This window comes from Micromonospora sp. NPDC085948 (assembly GCF_040686315.1).
Lineage (GTDB): Bacteria > Actinomycetota > Actinomycetes > Mycobacteriales > Micromonosporaceae > Micromonospora.
Genome location: NZ_JBFBJW010000017.1, coordinates 57,939 through 76,575, shown reverse-complemented (window position 1 = coordinate 76,575; position 18,637 = coordinate 57,939). Strand labels below are relative to the sequence as shown.

Here is an 18,637-nt window from a genome sequence, read left to right as displayed (position 1 = left end):
AGCTCCTGCGTCAAGTCCGGGGTTTGCATTCGGTGCCTGAGTCTCGGTAGACGACACCGGACGGGCGTCGTTCTCGTACGCAGAGGGATCGAGGCCGCCGCCGGCGGCCTGCGCCCGTGCCGGCGGCCTGCGCCCGTGCGCGCCTTCACTAGGTGCCCGAATTGACCCAATGCGATGCGTAAGCTGCATTGGTCCGCCCGGCTCACTGTCGCTACACGTTGACGGCCGGTGTAACCCAACCGAAAGGGTAAGCGCGTGAGGGCCGTCATCGCTGTCGCCGGCATGGGCAGCCGCTTCTTCCCGATCGGCAAAACGATCAACAAGTGCATGCTGCCGATCCTCAACCAACCAGTCGTCGCCTACGCGGTCGCTGACTGCGTCGCCGCAGGCACCCGTGAGATCGCGATCGTCACCGCCCCCGGCGAGATCGGCCGCCAGGTGCGTCATTACTTCACCGAAGACCACGACCTGAAGGACTACTTCACCGCACGCGGCTGGCAGGACAAGTACGCGTCCGTCGCCGAACTGCACAGCCAAGCCGACTTCACGTTCATCGAACAACCCCGCGACGGCCGGTACGGCACCGCGCTGCCCGCGATCGTCGCCGCTGACTTCATCGCCGGCGACGACTTCCTCCTGGTGGCCGGCGACGACCTTTTGCTTCGCAACGACGGCGGGTCAGACCTGGCCGACCTCGCCGCTGCCCGGGCCGCCGCCGCAGTGCCGGCCGCGCTTGCCGCCGCTACGGTGCCGGGCGCCGATGCCCACCGCTACGGCATCCTGCACCCGCGAGCCTCCGAGGGTCACCAGCTACTCGATCAGCTGCTGGAGAAGCCGCACGATTACGGCGAGTCGACCGCATACATCAACATCAGCCGTACCCTGCTACCCGCTGACGCGATGGCCTACTTCCAGGAGCTGATTCCGGCTGCCAACGGGGAGTATCAGGCCACCGACGCCGTCATCGCCTTCGCCCGCGACAACGACGTACTGATCCACCCCGTCACCGGTGAGTACCATGACTGCGGCAGTCCCGCCGGCTGGCTCGCGGCCAACAACGCCGCAGCCATGCCCTAGGCCTGGCCGGTCCCGGTCGTACAAGCGCCTTCAGACCGGCTAGCCCGGCGGCGGAAACGCTGCCCGTCTGCGCGTGCCGTGACCCTCCACGCCGGCCAGTCTCACAGGAGGTCCCGCAGCGGCGGTGCCGTTCCCACTGTCAGCGCGCAAGCAGCAACGTCGTCGGACCTCGCTAGGGTTTCGGAGTGGCCGAGGTGATGCGGGTGGGGGCCTGTCAGACCCCGGAGATTCTGGGCGATGTCGGCGCGGCGGTGCAGTGCATCGAGGAGTTCGGCCGCGAGGCTGATCAGCGGGATGTGAAGTTGCTGCTGTTCCCGGAGTGCTTTCTGCAGGGCTATCTCGTGCAGGAGCAGCACCTAGACGCCCACGCTATGGATCTGCGCTCCGCGTCGTTCGCTGCGCTGCTGCGCCGCGTGGGCCGGATCGGGCAGACCCTTGTCCTCGGTGTCATCGAACGACGGGCGGGCCAGTATTTCAACTCAGCGGTCGTCGTGGCCGGCGGTGAGCTCCTCGGCGTCTACCGCAAAACCCACCTCATGCCGGGAGAATCGCTCTTCACTCCAGGTCAGGACTACCCAACCTTCGAGGTTAAAGGCGTGCGGTTCGGCATCAACATCTGCTCTGACACCCGGGTACCTGCTGCGGCCGCGGCGGTGGCGGCGCAGGGCGCGCAACTGCTCCTCGTCCCAGCGCAGAACATGATGCGCCGCGCCTCCGCCCTGCAATGGAAGGACCGGCACACCCCGATCCGCGCCGCCCGGGCCCGGGAGAGCGGCATGTGGCTGGTGTCAGCTGACGTCACCGGTGAGCGTGGCGCGGAGCGGATCGGCTACGGGCCGACGAACATCATCAGCCCGCAGGGCGAGGTCGTCGCGCAGGTCGCGGAGATGACGCCGGGCATGGCGACCGCCGACATCGGACGCTGCAAGCCGCCGGGTCAGGCCACGTGTGGGTGACGCTGCCGCTGACGCCGGTTGGAGCCTGAGGCGATCCCCGGGCGAACGCAGGTGCCCTAGTTAGGTGATCCGCCATCCGCTGCTCCAGCAGGGGAACTTCGTCGTGAAGACGTCGACGTCGAGGTTCAGGGTGTGGGCGGCGGGTGCGAACAGCGCCGCGTACTCCGCGTCGGAGGAGAAGAGGGTCCAACGGCGCCTTCGGGCGTCGAGCACGAAAAGCAGACCCCAATGGGCAGTGTCGCTGGCGGCTAGTTCCATCAGTTGTTTCCGCAGGCTGGCGGGGACGTGGGCGTGGTCGAATCGACCATAACCGACGATCATCAGCGGGAACTGAGGTCGGCCTCGGTACAAGCCGCGCAGGTTCTGCACCACTGTCACTTCCAGTGCGCTCGTGACTGCGCGGATCGTCCACGCGCCGCTGCGGATAGTCGATGCGACGATGCCCGATCCGCGTCCCATAGCCGTCAACCGAGCGGTGAAGGCATTCCGCAGTCGGGACTACCGTCATTCCCCTACGGCAATCGGGGGACCGGGACTTGGTCGAGCCGGACAGGCCCCCCGGGCAGGTAAATCAGCACATCGCTGGTGGTTTCGTCGACGCCGATCGGAGCGTCGCCGATGGCATCGAGCAGCGCCGTTAGGCGGGGGAAGGCGGGGGTCTGCCGGATGCGATCGGCGGCTCCTGCATCGCGGAACGCCTGTACGGCCATTGCGGCTAGGTTGACAGCGCCGCGCCGATACTGGACGTCGTTTCGGGCCAGCAGCGGCCCGCTCAGCAGTCGATCCCGATGCTCGGGCCGGACCGGCTGGTATTCGATGAGCAGGTCAGCGCGTTGGACGGCGAAGCTGGTATCGCCGTCACGCAGCGCCTGCCGGTTCGGCTCAGGAAGCCGCCCGATGACCGGACCTTGTCGCAGTGCCCGGACCTCTGGTATCTGCTCGATGGTCGGGTCCACCAGTCTGTCGTGTTCGGGCAGTAGCAGGATGGTGTGCCCGACCAGGGTGGTGTCGTCGTACCAGCTCGGCTCGTCGGTCGCGTACCGGGTACGACCGCCGTCCGGGTCGTGGATCACCACACCGACCGGCAGGATTTCGGCGGCGATCCCGAACTGTTGGTAGGCGTACCGCAGCTGCGTACACGCGTCGATGCACGCGTTGGCGCGCTGCCCCTCGGCCATCTTGATCCAGAGCAGGGGCAGGAACTGGATGGCGAGCACCTTGCCAGAGCCCTGCGTCAGCAGTGCCGGCAGGTGATCGTCATGCAGGGCCAGGGTGCCCGGGTCGAACGGCGTCCTGCTGCTGTGTCGTGGTGCTGGCACCCGACCGGGCCGCCGATTCGCGCCTGCCTTCTGATGCCGGACGAACGTGCGCTCACCCGGGTCGGGGCGGATCTCGGCGTGAACCCCGAGGACCACCCACGGGTCGAACCCGCTGTCACGCTCCAGCACGTCGAAGCCGTGGCTGCGGTAGAACCGCTCCAGCTCCGGGCTGTCGGCCATCTGCCCATACGTGATCATGTAGCCGCAGTGGGCGTAAATCTGCTGGCAGCGGTGTAGCAACGCATTGCCGATCCCGCGGCCGCGCATCGTTTCGTCGACCGCGATCGCCTTGATCCGCACCATCCACATCACTCCGGCCATGACCAGCTGGAACAGCTGCTGACTGCCCAACCCTGCCTGCCGTTGATGCTCGACCAGCTGCTGGAGCACACCACCCGGCGGATATGCGACCACCGCTCCGACCACGCCGCGCTGGTCGTGCTCGGCCACCAGCACCAGCGTCGCCGGCGGCAGCAGCCTCCTCGGATCCATGGCCTGCGGGCCGGTGAACTTCTCGGCCATGTATCGCATGAACGTGTCCGGACCGCCGTCCAAGCCGGCCCGCAACGCGGCCCCGCCGATACCGGCGTCCACGTCGTCGGCGACCTCGTCCTCGAGACGGACACCGGCCAGCGCGGTGAGCCGACGCACTGCGGCCATATCCGCGCCGCGGGCCAGCCGCACTCGCACCTGCTCGGTCACCGGCCAGCCGTCGACCAGGCGCTGCCCGGTCAGGTCGGTGACCCTGTCCGCCGAGGCGGACAGTCGTGTTGCTGGAATCGGCCGGCGAATCGGTTCCCTGCGCCGAGATCGGCTGCTGCGCTTGACCACGAGCAAGCTCCCTCCACCACAACAAACTGCCAGAAGTGACCGTACCGTCGCTGTACGACATTGTTCGATGGGTGGCGCCTGGTTCGGCACCACTGTCACCTCTCGGCGCGGTTGTGGCTGCGCGGATCGTCCACGCGCCGTTGCCGGTAGATGGCGCCGTCGCGGGCGGTGACGCGCCAGGGGCGGGCGTGGTGTACGGCGATGCGCAATTCTGGGGCGTCGCGGTCGAGCGTTGCGCAGACCAGGTCGGCGGTGCCATCGGGTGCGCAGCGGGCGAGCCAGCCGCCGTGCGGGCCGATAATTCCGGCGGGCATGGCGGTGCTGCATTGCGCGGGCACCGAGATGCTCATCCACTGGCTCATGGTGGCGGCGTGGCCCTGGGCGATCACGGAGAACATCGGGTCTTCGGAGAAGGTGGAGAACAGGACGCAGTCCACGCCCCTGTGCAGGTAGTCGAGGAACAACTCCGGGAAATTGATCTCGATGCAGAGTGCCAGGCCCAGCTTGTACCCCGCGAGGTCGAGGACGGTTGGTGTGAAGCCGGGGGTGTAGAAGCGGGTGATCTCCGTGTGGGAGAGATAGCGCTTGTCGTAGCGGTCGACGATGCGTCCCTGGTCGGAGATCACATAGAGGCTGTTGTGCGGACGGTGCTCGCCACTGAGTCGGTGGTTGCTGCCCAGGATCACCCACAGGCCGAGCTCACCCGCGAGCGCGGCCGTCTTGTTCAGCTCCCGCCGTAGCGTTGTCCAGTCGACGTTCCAGTCGACGAAGTGGTCCTTGGCCTGCCCGGCGTAGCCGGACAGGGCGCCTTCAGGGAACTGCACCAGGTGGGCACCCTGCTGATGCGCGCGGCGCATGAGCGCACGGATTGCGGTGCCGTTGAGCGTGGCGTCGCAGGTGACCGGCGGTTGGGCGGCAGCGATCGTGAGAGTGGACGAGTTGTCCGTTCGGCGGGCGTCGAGCATTCGGGGTGAGCCTCCTGGCGTCGATCGTGGTGGTCAGGTGAGGACTCGGACTTGGGGCCAGCGGTGGGTGGGGCGTTGCCGTGCTAGTCGTTGCGCGGACACGACCTGGCTGACTCGGGTCGGATTGCGTTGCCAGATACCGTCGAGAAGGTCATCGAGTCCGTGTGGTGCGCAGACAGCGATGTGCCCGCCGGCGTCGAGACGGATCGCGACGGCGGTGGCGTATTCGGGCCAGGTCGCGACCGCGTCGACGATGCTCCGCAGCGCGGGGACGGCGTCGCCTCCAAATCGGGCGGGGTACCAGGTGTGCACGGCGGCCTGGTTCTTCGCCTCCCACGGCGGTCCCGGCCACATCGTCGCCAGACGTCCGGTGGCGTGCTCGTCGTTGGCCCGGGTCACATCGGTGGGGTCGAAGAAAGCCACGTCGATGTCCCGGACTTGGGAGAATTCGAATCCGTGCCCGTAGCGTTGGTCCCACACCAGGTCCCTGAGGACGCCGGCGCCGATCCAGGCGTCCGGTAGGCCCGCGTCCCGCACGGCGCGCAGCGCCCGCATCAGCGGCTGGCTCCCGCCGACCAGGCCGCGTAACTCGTCATCGCGCATGCCCTATTCACCTCCGACAGGACCGGTTGATCGAGGTCGGGTCAGCTGCGGGGGTGCGGCACCCAGCTGGCCGTGGGCAGTCGTGGCTGCGGGCTGGCTTGGATGTCTCCAGGCAGCTGCGCGGCGTCTGGGTGCGGTGGCGCGGTGTTGGTGTGCTGCTGGTGAAGGCGGTGTGCGAGGTAGTCGCTCAGCGAGGTTGCGTGTGGCACGTCTAGGTCGGTGGTGGCGCCAGAGGGGGTGTAGTGGGTGTGCCGTAGTGGCGCCACGATCTCGGGTAGGGGCGCTCCGGCTTGCAGAGCGGTGGTGAGCGCCGTGGACAGCGCTTCGGTTAGGCCGGCCAGGGTGGAGCCGTGTTTGCCGACGCGCAGGTCGACGTGGGTGAGCTGACCGGATGACGTGGCCGTGGTGAGGCGTCCCATGGTGCCGTCCAGCACGAAATCGGTCGTGGTGCCGGTGTAGCGGCGGGGTGACCGCCGCTGCGGGTTGTCATCGCTCATTCTGCGTTCTCCCTGGGTGTGGTGGCGGTGGCCGTGACGGCGGTGGGCAGGCGGGTGCTCGCGCTACCGGAACGACGTGCCGATCGGCGACGTCCCTCTGGGCGGGTTGGCGGCGGGGGTGTGGGGCGTGCTGTTCGAGGTTGTCTTCCACGGCAGGAAGGCGGCGCTGGTGAGGGTGAGGGCGGCGATTGTTGTGAGGGCGGTGCGGGGGCCGGTGACGGCGGCGAGGATGCCGGCGACGGCGATGAAGACGGGCTGGGTGAGTTTGCTGGTGATGGACCAGGCGGTCAGGACGCGGGACAGGCAGTGCTCGCTGGTGTGGTTCATGCGGTAGGCGGCGAAGGTGGGATTGAACGTTCCCGCCACGAACAGCAGGAGTGTGTCGGCGAGGGTGATGACGATCAGGCCCGGTGTGCCGGGCGGGGCAAGTGGGATGAATCCCATCCAGAGGGTGCGGGCGACGCCGGTGGTGAGCAGGACCCTGCGGAGGCCGTATCGGGTGGTGAGGGGACCGGCGGTGAGGGAGCCGAGGATGCCGCCGAGGCAGGGCAGTCCGAGGGCCAGGCCGTACTGCCAGGGCGCCAGGTGTAGGTCGCGGAGCATGAACACCGCGATGATGGGCGTGCTGGCCGTGATGGCGCCGCCGAAGATGATGGCGTTGACGAACAGGGCTCGCAGACCAGGGTCGTGAAGGATGTGCCGCCATCCTTCGATGGCTTCCCGGCCCCGGCTCGGGGCGGGTTGCCGCGTTGGTGGCGGCGGTTCGGGGCTGCGCAGGCGGCGGATTCCGAGCGCGGACATCAGGAAGCTCGCGGCGTCGACGGTGATGGACGCGGTAGCGCCGAGCCAGGACACGAGGACACCGCCGATGGGTGAGCCGAGGCTGTTCGCCGTCCACTGGGAGGTCTCGAATCGGCTGTTGGCGGTGACGCGTTGATCGGTGGTGACCAGGTGTCTCAGGTGTGCGCCGCTGGCGGCGCTGAACACGATGGTGCCGGCGGTCTGTACGACGGCGACGACGCACAGTTGCTCGTACGTCAGGGCGCCGAGCGCGGCGGCGATGGGGACGCTGGTCAGGGCCGCGCAGCGCAGCAGGTCGGCGCCGATCATCACAGGCCGTTTGCGCCGGAACTCCACCCAAGGGCCCAGGGGTAGGACGATGACCGCTGAGGCGAGGCCGGAGATCACCGCGAGCAGGGAGATCTGCAGAGCCGTTGAGTCCAGCAGCAGGATCGCGACCAGCGGCAGCGCGCCCGCCCCGACGGCGGATCCCAGGTGGCTGATCGAGTATGCGCCCCATAGGCGGTGGAAGTCACGGCTCAGCGGGGGAGGTGCCGGTGAGCCGCCCGCGGGGCTGCGGTGGGCCCGCGCACTGGCGATCGTCCGGTTCATGCCCATCGCATCAGCGCCTGAACGCCGTGGCGTGCCTGGTTCTGTAGCTGTCGCAGGTGCGCGAGTCGGGACGTGGTCGCGCCGGCTGCTGGCAGCACGGTGTGCAGGCGGATCTCTCGGCAGGTCAGCAGGAGCAGGTTGACCGAGTAGGCGGTGGTGATGTCGGCGGTTTGCACGCGTTCGGTGATCGCGGCGGTGAGGGTCGGGCTGGCTGCGGCGGCGACGATGTGCAGCAGCGCGAGGTCATAGCCGGGTAAGTAGCTGCCGGTGTGCTCGAAGTCGATGAGGGCGCAGTGCTCGCGGTCGAGGAGCAGGTTCGCGGGTAGGGGGTCGCCGTGTGCGGTGACCCGATGCGGGCCGAGCTGGTCGACGAGGGTGTGCAGGGCGTGCTGGTCGGCGTCGTCGAGGAGTCCGGCGGCGTGTTCGGCGTCGATCCGGCCGTGGTAGTCGACAGGTTGCGGCAGTGGCAGTGCTGGTGTCCAGTCGGAGAGGGTGTCGAGGGTGTTCAGAACCAGCTGTGAGGTGGTCGGGCTGACGTCGCGAGTGAGGTGGCGTTGGTCGTCCAGGCGCTGCCCGGGTAGCTGCGTCAGGACGGTCAGGTGGGCGTCGGCGTACAGGACCCGCGGCACGCGCGCGGGTGGCGGTTGATCGGTGAACAGTTCGTACATGCGCAGTTCGTGCTGGCGCCGGCCTGTCCAGTACGGGTCGTCGGTGGTCAACAGCTTCACGATCACCGGTTGGCCGTCGTGGCGGCCGGTGGCGACGATGGCCTTGTCGGTGCGGTGCACTACCCGGCCGGTGCCCACCCGTGCGGCAGCGGCACGGCGGACCAGCGCCGCGTACACGTCATCCGCCCCGCCCGCCAAGGGACCGGCGTGGTCTGGGGTTGCTCTGGGTGGTGCGGTCATGGGACGGCTGGGAGCAGGTCGTCGTTGCGGCCGGTCAACGGCAGGCCGGCGGCGGTGGCGATGCGCTCGATTGCTTCCTCCAGGGTGGTGGTCTCGGGGAGGACGAGTTCGTTGGGCCAGCCGAGGACGTCGTGTGGGGTGTACCAGCTGCGCAGGTGGTCCGGCGACACCTCCGCCGCCATGGGACGCGTTTCGTGTCGCCGCAGGGTCTCTGGCAGCGATACGTCGAGGTAGACGAAGAGCGTTCGCCCGCGGTGCGCGTCGCGCAGCTCGGTGAGCATGCTCCGGTACCGGGCGGTGTGCATGATCCCTTCCAGGATTACGTGGTAGCCGTGATCAAGGCAGAAACGGACGTTCTGCGCCATGAGCGTGGGCGCGAGACCACCTGGCCTGTCACGTTCCCGCAGAAGGATCCGCCTAATATGGTCCTGGCCGACGAGGGCGCAGCCGCGGCCGTGCCGATACCGCAACTCACGGGCGACGGTGCTCTTGCCGGAGCCGGAGTTCCCCCGAAGGCATATCAAGATCGGCAACTCTGTGTTGGTCATCGGTTTTTCTCCGGCCAGGTGATCGCGGTCAGCGTGTGGCGGCGGGGCACGAGCAGCCGCAACCGTTCCGTGTCGGGCAGTCGGGTGCCGGCCGGGTGCACGGTGATGTCCGGGCCGGCGCCGGCCCGGAACTGCTGGTCCCAGGCAGCTGTCAGGTCCATCAGATCGCTGGTCAGTCTGGTGGCGTGCGGACCGAAGCCGTGCCCGCCGAACTGCCACGTCGTCGTGTCGTAGCCGCGCATGGTCAGGTAGGCGAGGCTGTCACTGGTCAGCAGGGTGGGGCAGAAGAAGCGGTCCTGTGGATCCAGCAGGCCGGCGGTGCGGTCCCGATCGACTCTGAGCACGCCGTACGGGCGAGGTTGACTGGCCAGCCACAGGTGCAGGCTCTCGAGGTAGGTGCCCATGCTCGTGTCCAGGGTCACCGGCGAGGACACCTCAACCCGTGGCCCATCGAGGGCAGCGCGGAGGGCCTCGGCGTTGGTGGTGGTGGTGTCGTCATCCAGGGTGAGAACGGCGTCGTCGCCGCGCAGCGCCACCCGGCGGGCCGGGAACCGGCCGTGGCCTTGCATCGCGACGAACCCGCACTGCACGGACGCTGTCGCGGCCAGGTGGTCACCTGCAAACTGCAGGGTGAGGCAGCGGGTGTTGCCGCGCATCCGCAACGGCACCACCAGCCTGCCGGCTGGTGAGAGCTTGTCGGTCCACGCGGGCGGCAGGTCGCTGGCCTCGACCGTGACGAGCACCGCGTCCCACAACTCGTCGGCAGGATGGCCGTGGACGCCATCGGCGTGGACCACCTCGACCTGCGGGTAGCCGGCCCGTGCCAGCGCCGCTTGCGCGTGGGTGACGACCTGCGCGTCGATGTCGACGCTGACGACCGTTCCGGCCGGGCCGACGACCTCGGCGATCAGCGCGGCGTTGTACCCTCCTGAGCCGATTTCCAGGACCCGGGCTCCGGGCCTCAGCCCGGCGGTCTCCAACATGTACGCCTGCAACCACGGCGCGGAGATCGAACTGGTCGCCTTTCCGTCCGAGCCGCGTCGGGTGACGACAACATCATTCGCATACGCGCTCTCGATGCTGGTACCCGCCGGCGCGAACAGGTGCCGCGGCACCGCGGTAAACGCCGCGGCCACCTCCGGTCGGGTAATCCAACCCTGACTACGCAGCTGGTCGACCAGCTGCCGGCGAGCGTCGTCCGCCGTCAACGTCTCGCTCGCTCTGCTTCCAGGTGCCACGAGGACATCTCCTCCCTCGATACGGAAACGAATATCAGGTGAGCAGCCGGCCGACCGCGACGAGCATCGGCCCGTTGCTGCGACGCGCCCCGCTCAAGATCAGGCGACGTGGGTGAATTCATGGCGGGCAATCGTGGTCATGCGGGCGTCATCCGCCGGTGCCGGCGGTGATTCGTAGGTCCCATCCAGGCAGGTCATCCCCGTCGTTCCGCACAAGGTTCGTGTCGAACCACGCGGCCTCCGGACGTCCCGCCTGCTCCCAATGGCGGAGCCAGGTCCGCAGCGCTGTGAGGGACGGGGAGTTCGGGGTGTCGGCGAGGATGGTGCCGTCGGTCAGGATGACGGCGGCGGTGGTCACGGTTGTGTGCCCGATGCCGCGCATTCCACTGCCCAGGGCGGCGATGGTCCGTCGTGGTCCGCCAGCAACGAGGGAGTAGGCCGTCCATGACAGCCAGTCCAGGGGTGCGCCCTCATAGGTCTCGGTATGGCCGGGGTTGAGTAGCAGGTTGAGGGCTGTGCGGGCGCCGGTGTGTTGCGGATCGTCGTGGTCGCGCCAGCCGACGGATATCCATGCCGGCTGGGGTTGGTCGATGTGGTGGTCTACCCAGCGTCCCGGGATGGTCAGGGCGTCGTGAACGGCGGTGGCGGTGCTCTGGGCGTAGCCGCCGAAGGTGACCGTCTCGACACGCGGTTGTCCCGCGGACAGGGTGATGGTTGCGATCAGGGTGGTGGAGGGCTGCGCGGCTATGGGCAAGCAGGCCACGATCCGTCCGTCCGGGGTGAGTTGGTCCACCCACGCCCGGGGTAGCCGTGGGGGCGTGCACCAAGCCACGAGCCGCTGGTAGGGCGCGTGCGCTGAGTAGCCGGACATCCCGTCGGCGACGTGGCAGGTGACCGTGGTGACGCCGCGATGGCGGTGTAGCCGATCTGCCCAGCCGGCCAAGTGGTCGCTGATGTCGATGCTGGTCACGCGGCCGGTGGTCCCGGCTCGCGCGGCGAGCAACGCGCCGGAGTATCCCGTGCCAGTGCCGACTTCCAGCACGCGGGCGCCTTCGTTGACGTCGAGGGCGATCACGTCACGTTGGATGGCCTCTGCGGCGGACCGGTGCAGTGTTTCGCCTCGGTGCTCATTGTGGGTGTAGTAGCGCTCCGGCACACGGTCGAACACCGGATCGACGGCGTTCACGAGACCCCTTTCGCGACGCGAGATAGTCATCCCCTACGCCCACGACAACGACGCGCTGGTCCACCCCGTCACCGGCGAGTATCACGACTGCGACAACCCTGCCGGCTGGCTCGCTGCCAACAACGCTGCGGCTCTGGCCCGGGGTGCCATATCACCCGTCGGTAAGGCTGAGGCTGTACCCAAAGGCTCGGTTCCCGCTACGGCAAATCATGTTACTGACCGTGCCAACACCTCTGAGGCCAGCTGCGCCACCGGAAGTTGACCATCCAGCACCACCGTGTCCGCCGGCAGTAAGCTGACAGCCGCACCGCAGCGGGCTATCTGCTTTAGCCGCCAAGCACATACCTGCGCATCACGAACCGGGTCATCTGGCCAGACTGACTGCTCCGCGATGCGGGTCCGGAGAACGCCGGTGGGCACGTCGATGAAGAAGTGGTCGACAAGCACGTTGTGGGCGCGCAGCCGGCTGAAAATCTCGTCAAGGTACGACGGCACCACCACTGTCATCGGTACGACAAGCGTGCGTCCGTACTCCTCAAGCAGTGCAATGGCTGTATCCGCCACGCTACGACGCCATACCCTCAAATCTTGAAAGTCGTCGCTCACCGGCGGCGGAACGATCTCGCGGAGCATGAAGCCTGGCAATTCCGCATCGAACATCAGGAGCTGGGGGTCCTCGGTCGTCAACTGCTGCGACAGAGTCGTCTTACCAGCACCAAACGCACCGTTGATCCAGATCACGCGCATGTACTACTCCTCATGCCTCTGGCGAGTGCACCAGTAAATGACCTAGTGGGGGGGAGATTCGTCCGCACGTCACTAGCCGACACGCTGCGCCGCCGAGTCCAGCAGTTGTTGGGCAGCGACTAGATCATTCGGTGTGTCGACCGCAGGCCCGGCGTGTCGCGTCAGGACAACCTTAATCGAGTAGCCGTGCTCCAGGAGTCGAAGCATCTCTACGGACTCGGCCCGTTCCAACGGGCCTTGTTGCAGCGACGAGAACGCCTGCAAAGCATGTGCGGTCATGCCGTAGAGCCCGAGCTGCCGAAGGTGGCTCGGATGATTGCCGCGCGAATGCGGGATTGGATAGCGCGAGAACATCAGGATCCGTCCGTCGATCGTCTGAACAGCTTTGACGACGTTCGTGTTCTCGACCTCGGCAGCATCTCGGATTCGGGCGCATGCGTTGACGACTGCGATATCTTCTGGGCATCGCGCAAGTGCGCGGGAAACCGCGTCGATGGCCTCGGGGTCGATGAAGGGCTCGTCACCTTGGACGTTGATGTAACCGTCAGCTGCGATATGTCGGGCGCATTCAGCGACGCGATCGGTTCCCGTCTCGTGCGAACCAGTAAGCACATGCGGAATGGCAAATTCCTGACACGCATCGGCGATCCGGTGGTCGTCGGTAGCCACGACTGCGCCCACAATCGATCGGGCCATGAGGCACCGTTGGTGGACGTGCCAAAACAACGGCTTTCCGCCGAGTAGGGCGAGGGGCTTGCCGGGAAATCGGGTCGACCCCCACCGGCAGGGGATGACGGCAAGATGGCTGGGATCCGCGGCTGGGCTGGTATCGCTAACAAGGCTGTCCATGACTCCTCCTATCGATGAACGACGCGCTCGACATCTCGCCGCGCCCTAGGTTGCGTCGCCGTGTGTTCTCGTCTCCGTGGTGCCCACGCCAAAATTGGCCGTGTAGCTGCATCATCAATCGCCCGACCAGCCGGAGCTAGCGCGCATGAGGACGAGGTCGGCGATGTCTTGAGCGGCGGATCCTCTCCACCGACAGATTGCGTCTCTCGCCTCGACGCTCGTCTGAATCGGCCGCCGACCGCTCAAGTTAAGCGCTGCGGTGACATCGTTAACGGTGCGGCAGGCGAGCGCGGCGCCGTGGTCAGCCAGACCAAGGGTGGTCTCATCGTCCGCGGTCAACTCAAGTACGGGTAGGCCCAGCAGCATCGCTTCCAACCCGCAGGTGGATGAAACGCTGGCTACTGCGTCGGCACCGGCCAGACAACCTCGCGCGCCGACCTGTTCCCCGGCAAAGGCAACCGGTAACTGAGACGGCTCGACCAGGGCTCGCAGAAAAGCCTGCTCTTGCGTGGGATGCGGAGCCAGCACAAGACCCCAATTTCCCTGCGCTTTGCTCAACCCGTCCAGTAGGAGGCTGGTCTGTCTTCTGAGGCGTGCGGGGGTAGCTGGCTGGCAGGCGAGGACAATGATCCGGCCTACCCGATCGTGCCCTGCGGACCGCAGCAGGTGCAGCAGGTAGCGGCGTTGCGGGCCGGGGTCGATGGTTGTTAGGGCGTCGAAGCGGGGTTGCCCGAGTACGTGGATCTCAGCCGCGGGATGCCGCACCCACGCACGCGCGAGGACGCCATCGCGTTCTCCCATGACGACCTGAAGCCGCGCTTGGAGGGCGGGACGCGACACAGAATCTGCTATCCATGCCCCGTGTTGCACGTTAGTTGTGGTGATGCCGAGGCGATCTGCGGTGTGGACCGCGAGCGCTCCTAAGGGACCGATGTCATCCGCTACCAACAGCACGCGGGCGTTGGCGGCCTTCAGCAGGCTGGTAAGCCAACCCTCGATGGCGACTGTTGCTTTCCAGGACGGCTGTGTGCAACCGGTGCTCTCCTGAAGGAGGGCGCCTGCCAAGCGCTCAAGTCGGTCGAGCCATACGCGGTGGCCGTTGACGACAACGTGATCGACTGCGTCTGGATGCTTGCGTGACGTCAGGCAGGCAAGGCCTCCGTTGAGCTGCAGCAGCCGGGGGGGAACACGGCGTACAGGCACGCCAAAGGGAGTTGCCTGTTGCGTCGGATCGGTAGCCATGTCGAGTAGCAGAGTGCTGCGTCCGCGGCGGCGGAGTTCTCCCAGTACAGGTAGCAACGTGTCCGCGTGTCTGGAGGACCATGACAAAGCGACCGCTTCTGCCCTGTCCTGAACAGGCTCAGCTGGTTGGCTACCGTCCTGTGGGGCGGATACCGCCTGCGCCACTAGGCGTAGATCTTGAGGGGGATCCCAGCGCGGCGGTGCTCCGAGGACGTATGCCATGCCGGACCGGGTGACGGTGTAATAGACGTATTCACGGGCGCTGCCGTCGCGCGTGGTGATCAGCCCTTCGCCGCCGGCGGGACGAGCAAGTCCTGGTGCGGAGGCGATAGGAGTGTCGGAGCTGGGTTCTAGCAGTTTCCGGACTATCTGTCCGAGCAGCCGACGCACCGGGATGTGGTGGATGTGCAGCCATGGGGCGCCACCTGGGGTTTCCGGGCCGGATCTCGCATACTCTTCGAGGGCGGTCATCAGCCGCTCAGTGAGCTGACGGACCGTCCGACGGTCGACGGGGTAGCGATCTCCGATCGCCGCCGGTACGACGTCGTGCGTCTGCGCGTCCTGTGCCATCGATCGGTCTCCTGAAAGCCAGCTCGGGGTAGGCGTCGGTCGTCGTCGTGCACGAGGTTCACTGGATGATGCGGCTGGCTGCTGGCGAGGTGTCGTGCGCCAACAGCAGACGGGGTAGATCCGCGGGGTTGCGCGCGAGGGCTGGGGGCGGCGGGCCCGGCTGCCCGTAGCCCCATCCGGCGTGTACGTAACCGAGGCCAGCGCGGCGGGCGGATTCCTGGTCGACGTTCATGTCGCCGACGTAGATGGCCTGACGCGGGTCGATGCCCATGTCGAGGACCGCGAGCAGCAATGGGTCGGGAGCGGGCTTGCCTCTCTCGGCGCCTGGTGTGCGGAGCGTGGCAAACGGAAGGCTGATCCGTTTGAGCAGGGGTAGAGCTCTGTTTCTCGGTTTCGAGGTGACGACGCCGAGCAGCCATCCCCGGGCAACGAAGGTTTGCAGCACTTCCTCGACGCCCGCGCATATCTCGACCTGGTCGGAGTTGGCTCGCGCGGCGTCGTCGTACGTTTCCTGTAGATGCTCTGCATTGGGCAGATTCAACAGGTGCATGATGTCCGCGAACGGACGGCCCAGGTGTTGTTGGTATGCCGCGAAGGGTACGTCTATGCGGTGTTTGCTCCTGACCGCTGTCCACGCCTCCCGCATGACGGGCAGGCTGTCGACCAAAACGCCGTCCAGGTCGAGTAACAGCGCTTGAACGGGAATTGTGGGATCGCTTACCGCCGCACCTTGTCGGTCGAACAGCTGGTCCTGTCCTGGCATCGGCACTCCAGTTCCGCGCGTGGTTGGGCATCGAGAGACGTCGAGAGCGGCCCGATCGGCAATTAGTTTCCGCAGTGCAAAGACCAACGATGGGCTTCCGACCGGTGGTGACCCAGGTTCGAGAAGGTTTCGTCGGCATGGACGGTGCGGTGGCCGATAGCGGGCGTTACCGTTCAGCCTTGTTCCCGTTGGTGGGTACGGACGGCCAGGGTGAGTCGATCGAGGTGAGTGCAGTGTTCGATGACCTGCCGATCGAGGTCCGTTAGTTGTCCGTAGCCGTCGAGGAATGCCTTTTCGAGGTCGGGCCGGGTGGGCCAAATCCGGTCGGCAAGGCGTACGAGGTCGCGGGCGGCGAGGTCGTAGCGGCTGTGTTCGAAGTCGATGACGGCGAGTCGCCGATCGGGCTGCAGGATCATGTTGCGGGGCATGAAGTCGAGGTGGCAGGGCACGGCAGGGATCGGCGGGAGTCGGGCGAGGGCACGAAGGTGGGCGCGGATCTCTGCTTGCCGAGATGTTGGCATGAACGCTTTGGCTTGGTGTAGCCAATGCTCGCCCCGCTCGGCGATCGTCAGGGTCATGGTGAGTTCGGCCTGGTGTGGGGTGGCGTGATGCAGGCGGTGCAGTAGTTCCCCAGCCTGCCTGTGGGCGCTCGCCTCGTGAGGCGGCGACAGCGTCGTCTCGGCCAGCATGCGTCCCGGGAAGGCAGTGACGATGATCGCAAGTGGGTCATCGCAGACGGCGATCAAGCGCGGTGCGCAGTCCCCGAGTGCAGTAGTCCAGTGCTGGTAGGCGTGAACCTCACGGTGGTGGCGGTCGGGACTTCGGTGTGCCTTGACGATGACGGTTCCTGCGACGGTTCGTGCGCGTAGAGCGATGGTGCTGTCGTGCCCGGCGTGCACAGCGATGAAGCGAGCACGTGGGTCGAGTGTCCTTTTGCAGATGGCCATGAGCATCTCGGCGGAAGGGCTCATCGGGGATGCTCGGCGAGGTGACTTGTGTCGTTGTGTGCGACGAGTTGCCAGGTCCGCCGGTTGAAGCGGTTGAGTTGCTGCTGCCATCGGCTGATGCAGGTGTGGTCGGTGACGAACGCGATGCCTGGGCGAATCCTGGCGGGTGGTTGGAGGAATAGGACGTGGGCGGCCTCGATGGTTTCCCCGTGAGCGACGATGAGGATGCGACCCTCGGGGTGCCGGCTAAGGATGTCCCTTAGGGCGTTGGTAGCGCGATCGAGGTACTGGTTCCAGGTTTCGGAGCCGGCCGCGTAGGGCTGGTCGGGATGGTGCTGTGGGGGTCCTCCGAACGCGGTCTTGATCTGTGTCCACGGTTGGCCGTCGGCGGCGCCGTGGTCGGGTCCTCGTAGGTCCTCCTGAATGATCGGTGGCATCTGCAGGGCCTTACCGATGATCTCGATGCTTTCGCGCACTCGGCGGCGGGGTGTGCCGCAGAGGACGTCGAAGGGCCGAGATCGGTGTTCGGCCGCGAGGCGCGCGGCGACCTGCTCGACCTGTTGGCGTCCGCGAGGGCTGAGGCCAGTGCAGCCATGCTCCCCGCCGACGGTGCCGGTGACGTTGTTGTTGGCCTCGCCGTGGCGGACCAGGATGAGCTCGGAGGTGACGGGCACGTCGGCTTCCTTCAGTGTCGGGCTGGGAGCGGGGCTGGTCCGGGCCGAACTGTTGGCCAGGTGTGCTGGTAGCCGTTGCGGTGCAGATAGGCGGCGGTGAGCAGGTGGTGGACTTCGCAGTAGCGGAGGAGGTCGGCCGTGGTGCATCCGTCGTTGGGTCCGCCGTTCGCGGCCACACTTCGGTTATAGGCACCCAGCGCTGTTTCGATTGAGGCATTACCGAGGCGGCCGTGGGTCATGGCGGTGGAGACCACGAGTTTGGCGAGGTCGTAGCCGAAGGGAGCGAGAGTGAGGTCGTCGAAGTCCACGACGCCAACGTCGTCTGGGGTGATTAGGAAGTTGCGCAGGTTGGCGTCCTTGTAGAGCGCGGCGGGGGCCGTTGAGTGCTGTATGTCGAGTCGGGTGAGGACGTGACGGCGGCTGCTGTGGAAATCTGCGATGGTGATCCCGTCGCTGCCGGCGAAGGGCTGGTCGAGGCGGGCCGAGTGTAGGTGTGTGTGATATGCGCGTGCGTGTAGCCGGCCAAGAGCGGCGGCAACCTCGGTGAGATCGCCGGGTCCGGGGTGCCGGCCGGGGAGACGTTCCATGACCAAGTGGGTGGCGGTTCCCGGATATAGGTGCGGGAGTCTGACGCCGGACGCGATGCTCTGCAACCAGAGCAGGTGTTGCCGGGCGGCGACACCGCGGCCCGTATCGGTGTAGTGCTTGACGAAAACGGCCGAAGTCTTGGCCGGCTGAGCGGTGCGGTGGCTGCGGGCCGCGGTCGCCATGGCCCCTCCGGTTAATTGGTGCCGATGCTGCGCAGGAATCGTCTGACGCGTCGTCGACTAGTGAGGGTTACGTACTGGGCGTGCTGCCCGTGCTCGCGGATGACGGCGGCGATACGCGGCCTCATCTTCTTGCGGTAACCGATGATGTATCGGATGAACGAGAGGGTGATGCGGTCGTAGACGCCGTCAGGGTGCTGGCCGCCGCGGTAGCGCCAGCGGCGCTGGACAATGCCCCATAGACATGTCCAGGCGGGCAGGTCGAGGAAGATGACGGTGTCTGCTCGATTCACTCGGATAGGCAGGGTGGAGGCGTGGTTGCCGTCGATGATCCATCGCTGCGCTGCGACCACGTCCCGCTGGATGGCGGCGAATTCGTCCTTGGTTTTCTCGTTCCAGTTTTCGTCGTAGTAGATGGCGTCGAGGTTGATGACCGGGAGGTCGAGCAGCGCCGCGAGATGGTTAGCCAGAACAGTTTTTCCGGCGCCACCGCAGCCGATGATGGCGATGCGGTTCATAACCGGCGACGGTAGCGGCGGTGGTAGGACTGTAGGTGGA

20 protein-coding genes are annotated in these 18,637 nt (G+C 66.8%); 2 read left to right on the top strand and 18 right to left on the bottom strand.

Annotated features, from left to right (window positions below):
- The first annotated feature begins 255 nt into the window (after window positions 1-255).
- Both AB0O48_RS30490 and AB0O48_RS30485 read left to right on the top strand, forming a co-directional pair.
- Window positions 256-1,077: a sugar phosphate nucleotidyltransferase gene (locus AB0O48_RS30490; protein WP_365069406.1), complete on the top strand. Its 822-nt coding sequence runs from the start codon at window positions 256-258 to the stop codon at window positions 1,075-1,077.
- Window positions 1,078-1,262: 185 nt separating this feature from the next.
- The gene (locus AB0O48_RS30485; protein WP_365069405.1) at window positions 1,263-2,033 is read left to right on the top strand and encodes a carbon-nitrogen hydrolase family protein; all 771 of its coding nucleotides are present in this window, start codon (window positions 1,263-1,265) and stop codon (window positions 2,031-2,033) included.
- A 60-nt stretch (window positions 2,034-2,093) separates the two neighbouring features.
- On the opposite strand, the gene AB0O48_RS30480 is transcribed toward AB0O48_RS30485, so the two are convergent.
- The 18 genes from AB0O48_RS30480 to AB0O48_RS30395 form a co-directional block, all read right to left on the bottom strand.
- A complete protein-coding gene (locus tag AB0O48_RS30480; RefSeq protein WP_365069404.1) occupies window positions 2,094-2,492 on the bottom strand; it encodes a hypothetical protein in 399 nt (132 codons plus the stop codon).
- Window positions 2,493-2,545: 53 nt separating this feature from the next.
- Window positions 2,546-4,183 carry a GNAT family N-acetyltransferase gene (locus AB0O48_RS30475; RefSeq protein ID WP_365069403.1) on the bottom strand — a complete coding sequence of 546 codons (1,638 nt, stop codon included), beginning with the start codon at window positions 4,181-4,183 and terminating at the stop codon, window positions 2,546-2,548.
- Between the two features lie 95 nt (window positions 4,184-4,278).
- The gene (locus tag AB0O48_RS30470) at window positions 4,279-5,148 is read right to left on the bottom strand and encodes a carbon-nitrogen hydrolase family protein (RefSeq protein ID WP_365069402.1); all 870 of its coding nucleotides are present in this window, start codon (window positions 5,146-5,148) and stop codon (window positions 4,279-4,281) included.
- Window positions 5,149-5,181: 33 nt separating this feature from the next.
- Entirely contained in the window at window positions 5,182-5,751 is a 570-nt protein-coding gene (locus AB0O48_RS30465; protein WP_365069401.1) for a nucleotidyltransferase family protein, read from the bottom strand.
- A 41-nt stretch (window positions 5,752-5,792) separates the two neighbouring features.
- Window positions 5,793-6,248 (bottom strand): hypothetical protein, encoded by a 456-nt coding sequence (locus tag AB0O48_RS30460; RefSeq protein ID WP_365069400.1) that lies wholly within the window; start codon window positions 6,246-6,248, stop codon window positions 5,793-5,795.
- Between the two features lie 63 nt (window positions 6,249-6,311).
- A complete protein-coding gene (locus AB0O48_RS30455; protein WP_365069399.1) occupies window positions 6,312-7,640 on the bottom strand; it encodes an MFS transporter in 1,329 nt (442 codons plus the stop codon).
- Window positions 7,637-8,548 carry a phosphotransferase gene (locus tag AB0O48_RS30450; protein ID WP_365069398.1) on the bottom strand — a complete coding sequence of 304 codons (912 nt, stop codon included), beginning with the start codon at window positions 8,546-8,548 and terminating at the stop codon, window positions 7,637-7,639. The genes AB0O48_RS30455 and AB0O48_RS30450 overlap by 4 nt, the downstream gene beginning before the upstream one ends.
- Window positions 8,545-9,096, bottom strand: a complete 552-nt coding sequence (locus AB0O48_RS30445) for a kinase (protein WP_365069397.1) — start codon at window positions 9,094-9,096, stop codon at window positions 8,545-8,547. The genes AB0O48_RS30450 and AB0O48_RS30445 overlap by 4 nt, the downstream gene beginning before the upstream one ends.
- Window positions 9,093-10,334, bottom strand: coding sequence for a methyltransferase, FxLD system (gene fxlM / locus AB0O48_RS30440; protein ID WP_365069396.1), 1,242 nt, complete (start codon window positions 10,332-10,334; stop codon window positions 9,093-9,095). The genes AB0O48_RS30445 and fxlM overlap by 4 nt, the downstream gene beginning before the upstream one ends.
- Before the next feature lie 148 nt (window positions 10,335-10,482).
- Window positions 10,483-11,520: a methyltransferase domain-containing protein gene (locus AB0O48_RS30435; RefSeq protein ID WP_365069395.1), complete on the bottom strand. Its 1,038-nt coding sequence runs from the start codon at window positions 11,518-11,520 to the stop codon at window positions 10,483-10,485.
- Between the two features lie 207 nt (window positions 11,521-11,727).
- Window positions 11,728-12,267, bottom strand: coding sequence for an AAA family ATPase (locus AB0O48_RS30430; protein WP_365069394.1), 540 nt, complete (start codon window positions 12,265-12,267; stop codon window positions 11,728-11,730).
- A gap of 72 nt (window positions 12,268-12,339) precedes the next feature.
- Window positions 12,340-13,116 (bottom strand): 3-deoxy-manno-octulosonate cytidylyltransferase, encoded by a 777-nt coding sequence (locus tag AB0O48_RS30425; RefSeq protein ID WP_365069393.1) that lies wholly within the window; start codon window positions 13,114-13,116, stop codon window positions 12,340-12,342.
- 114 nt (window positions 13,117-13,230) lie between these two features.
- Complete coding sequence (locus AB0O48_RS30420) at window positions 13,231-14,928, bottom strand: hypothetical protein (protein WP_365069392.1); 1,698 nt, start codon at window positions 14,926-14,928, stop codon at window positions 13,231-13,233.
- Window positions 14,929-14,986: 58 nt separating this feature from the next.
- Window positions 14,987-15,691 (bottom strand): HAD-IA family hydrolase, encoded by a 705-nt coding sequence (locus AB0O48_RS30415; RefSeq protein ID WP_365069391.1) that lies wholly within the window; start codon window positions 15,689-15,691, stop codon window positions 14,987-14,989.
- 173 nt (window positions 15,692-15,864) lie between these two features.
- Window positions 15,865-16,662 carry an aminoglycoside phosphotransferase family protein gene (locus AB0O48_RS30410; RefSeq protein WP_365069390.1) on the bottom strand — a complete coding sequence of 266 codons (798 nt, stop codon included), beginning with the start codon at window positions 16,660-16,662 and terminating at the stop codon, window positions 15,865-15,867.
- Entirely contained in the window at window positions 16,659-17,312 is a 654-nt protein-coding gene (locus tag AB0O48_RS30405; protein ID WP_365069389.1) for a histidine phosphatase family protein, read from the bottom strand. Before AB0O48_RS30405 ends, AB0O48_RS30410 begins: the two co-directional genes overlap by 4 nt.
- Window positions 17,313-17,323: 11 nt before the next feature.
- On the bottom strand, window positions 17,324-18,082 hold the full coding sequence (locus AB0O48_RS30400; protein WP_365069388.1) for a phosphotransferase: 759 nt from the start codon (window positions 18,080-18,082) through the stop codon (window positions 17,324-17,326).
- 11 nt (window positions 18,083-18,093) lie between these two features.
- Entirely contained in the window at window positions 18,094-18,597 is a 504-nt protein-coding gene (locus AB0O48_RS30395; RefSeq protein WP_365069387.1) for a topology modulation protein, read from the bottom strand.
- Window positions 18,598-18,637: the final 40 nt, after the last annotated feature.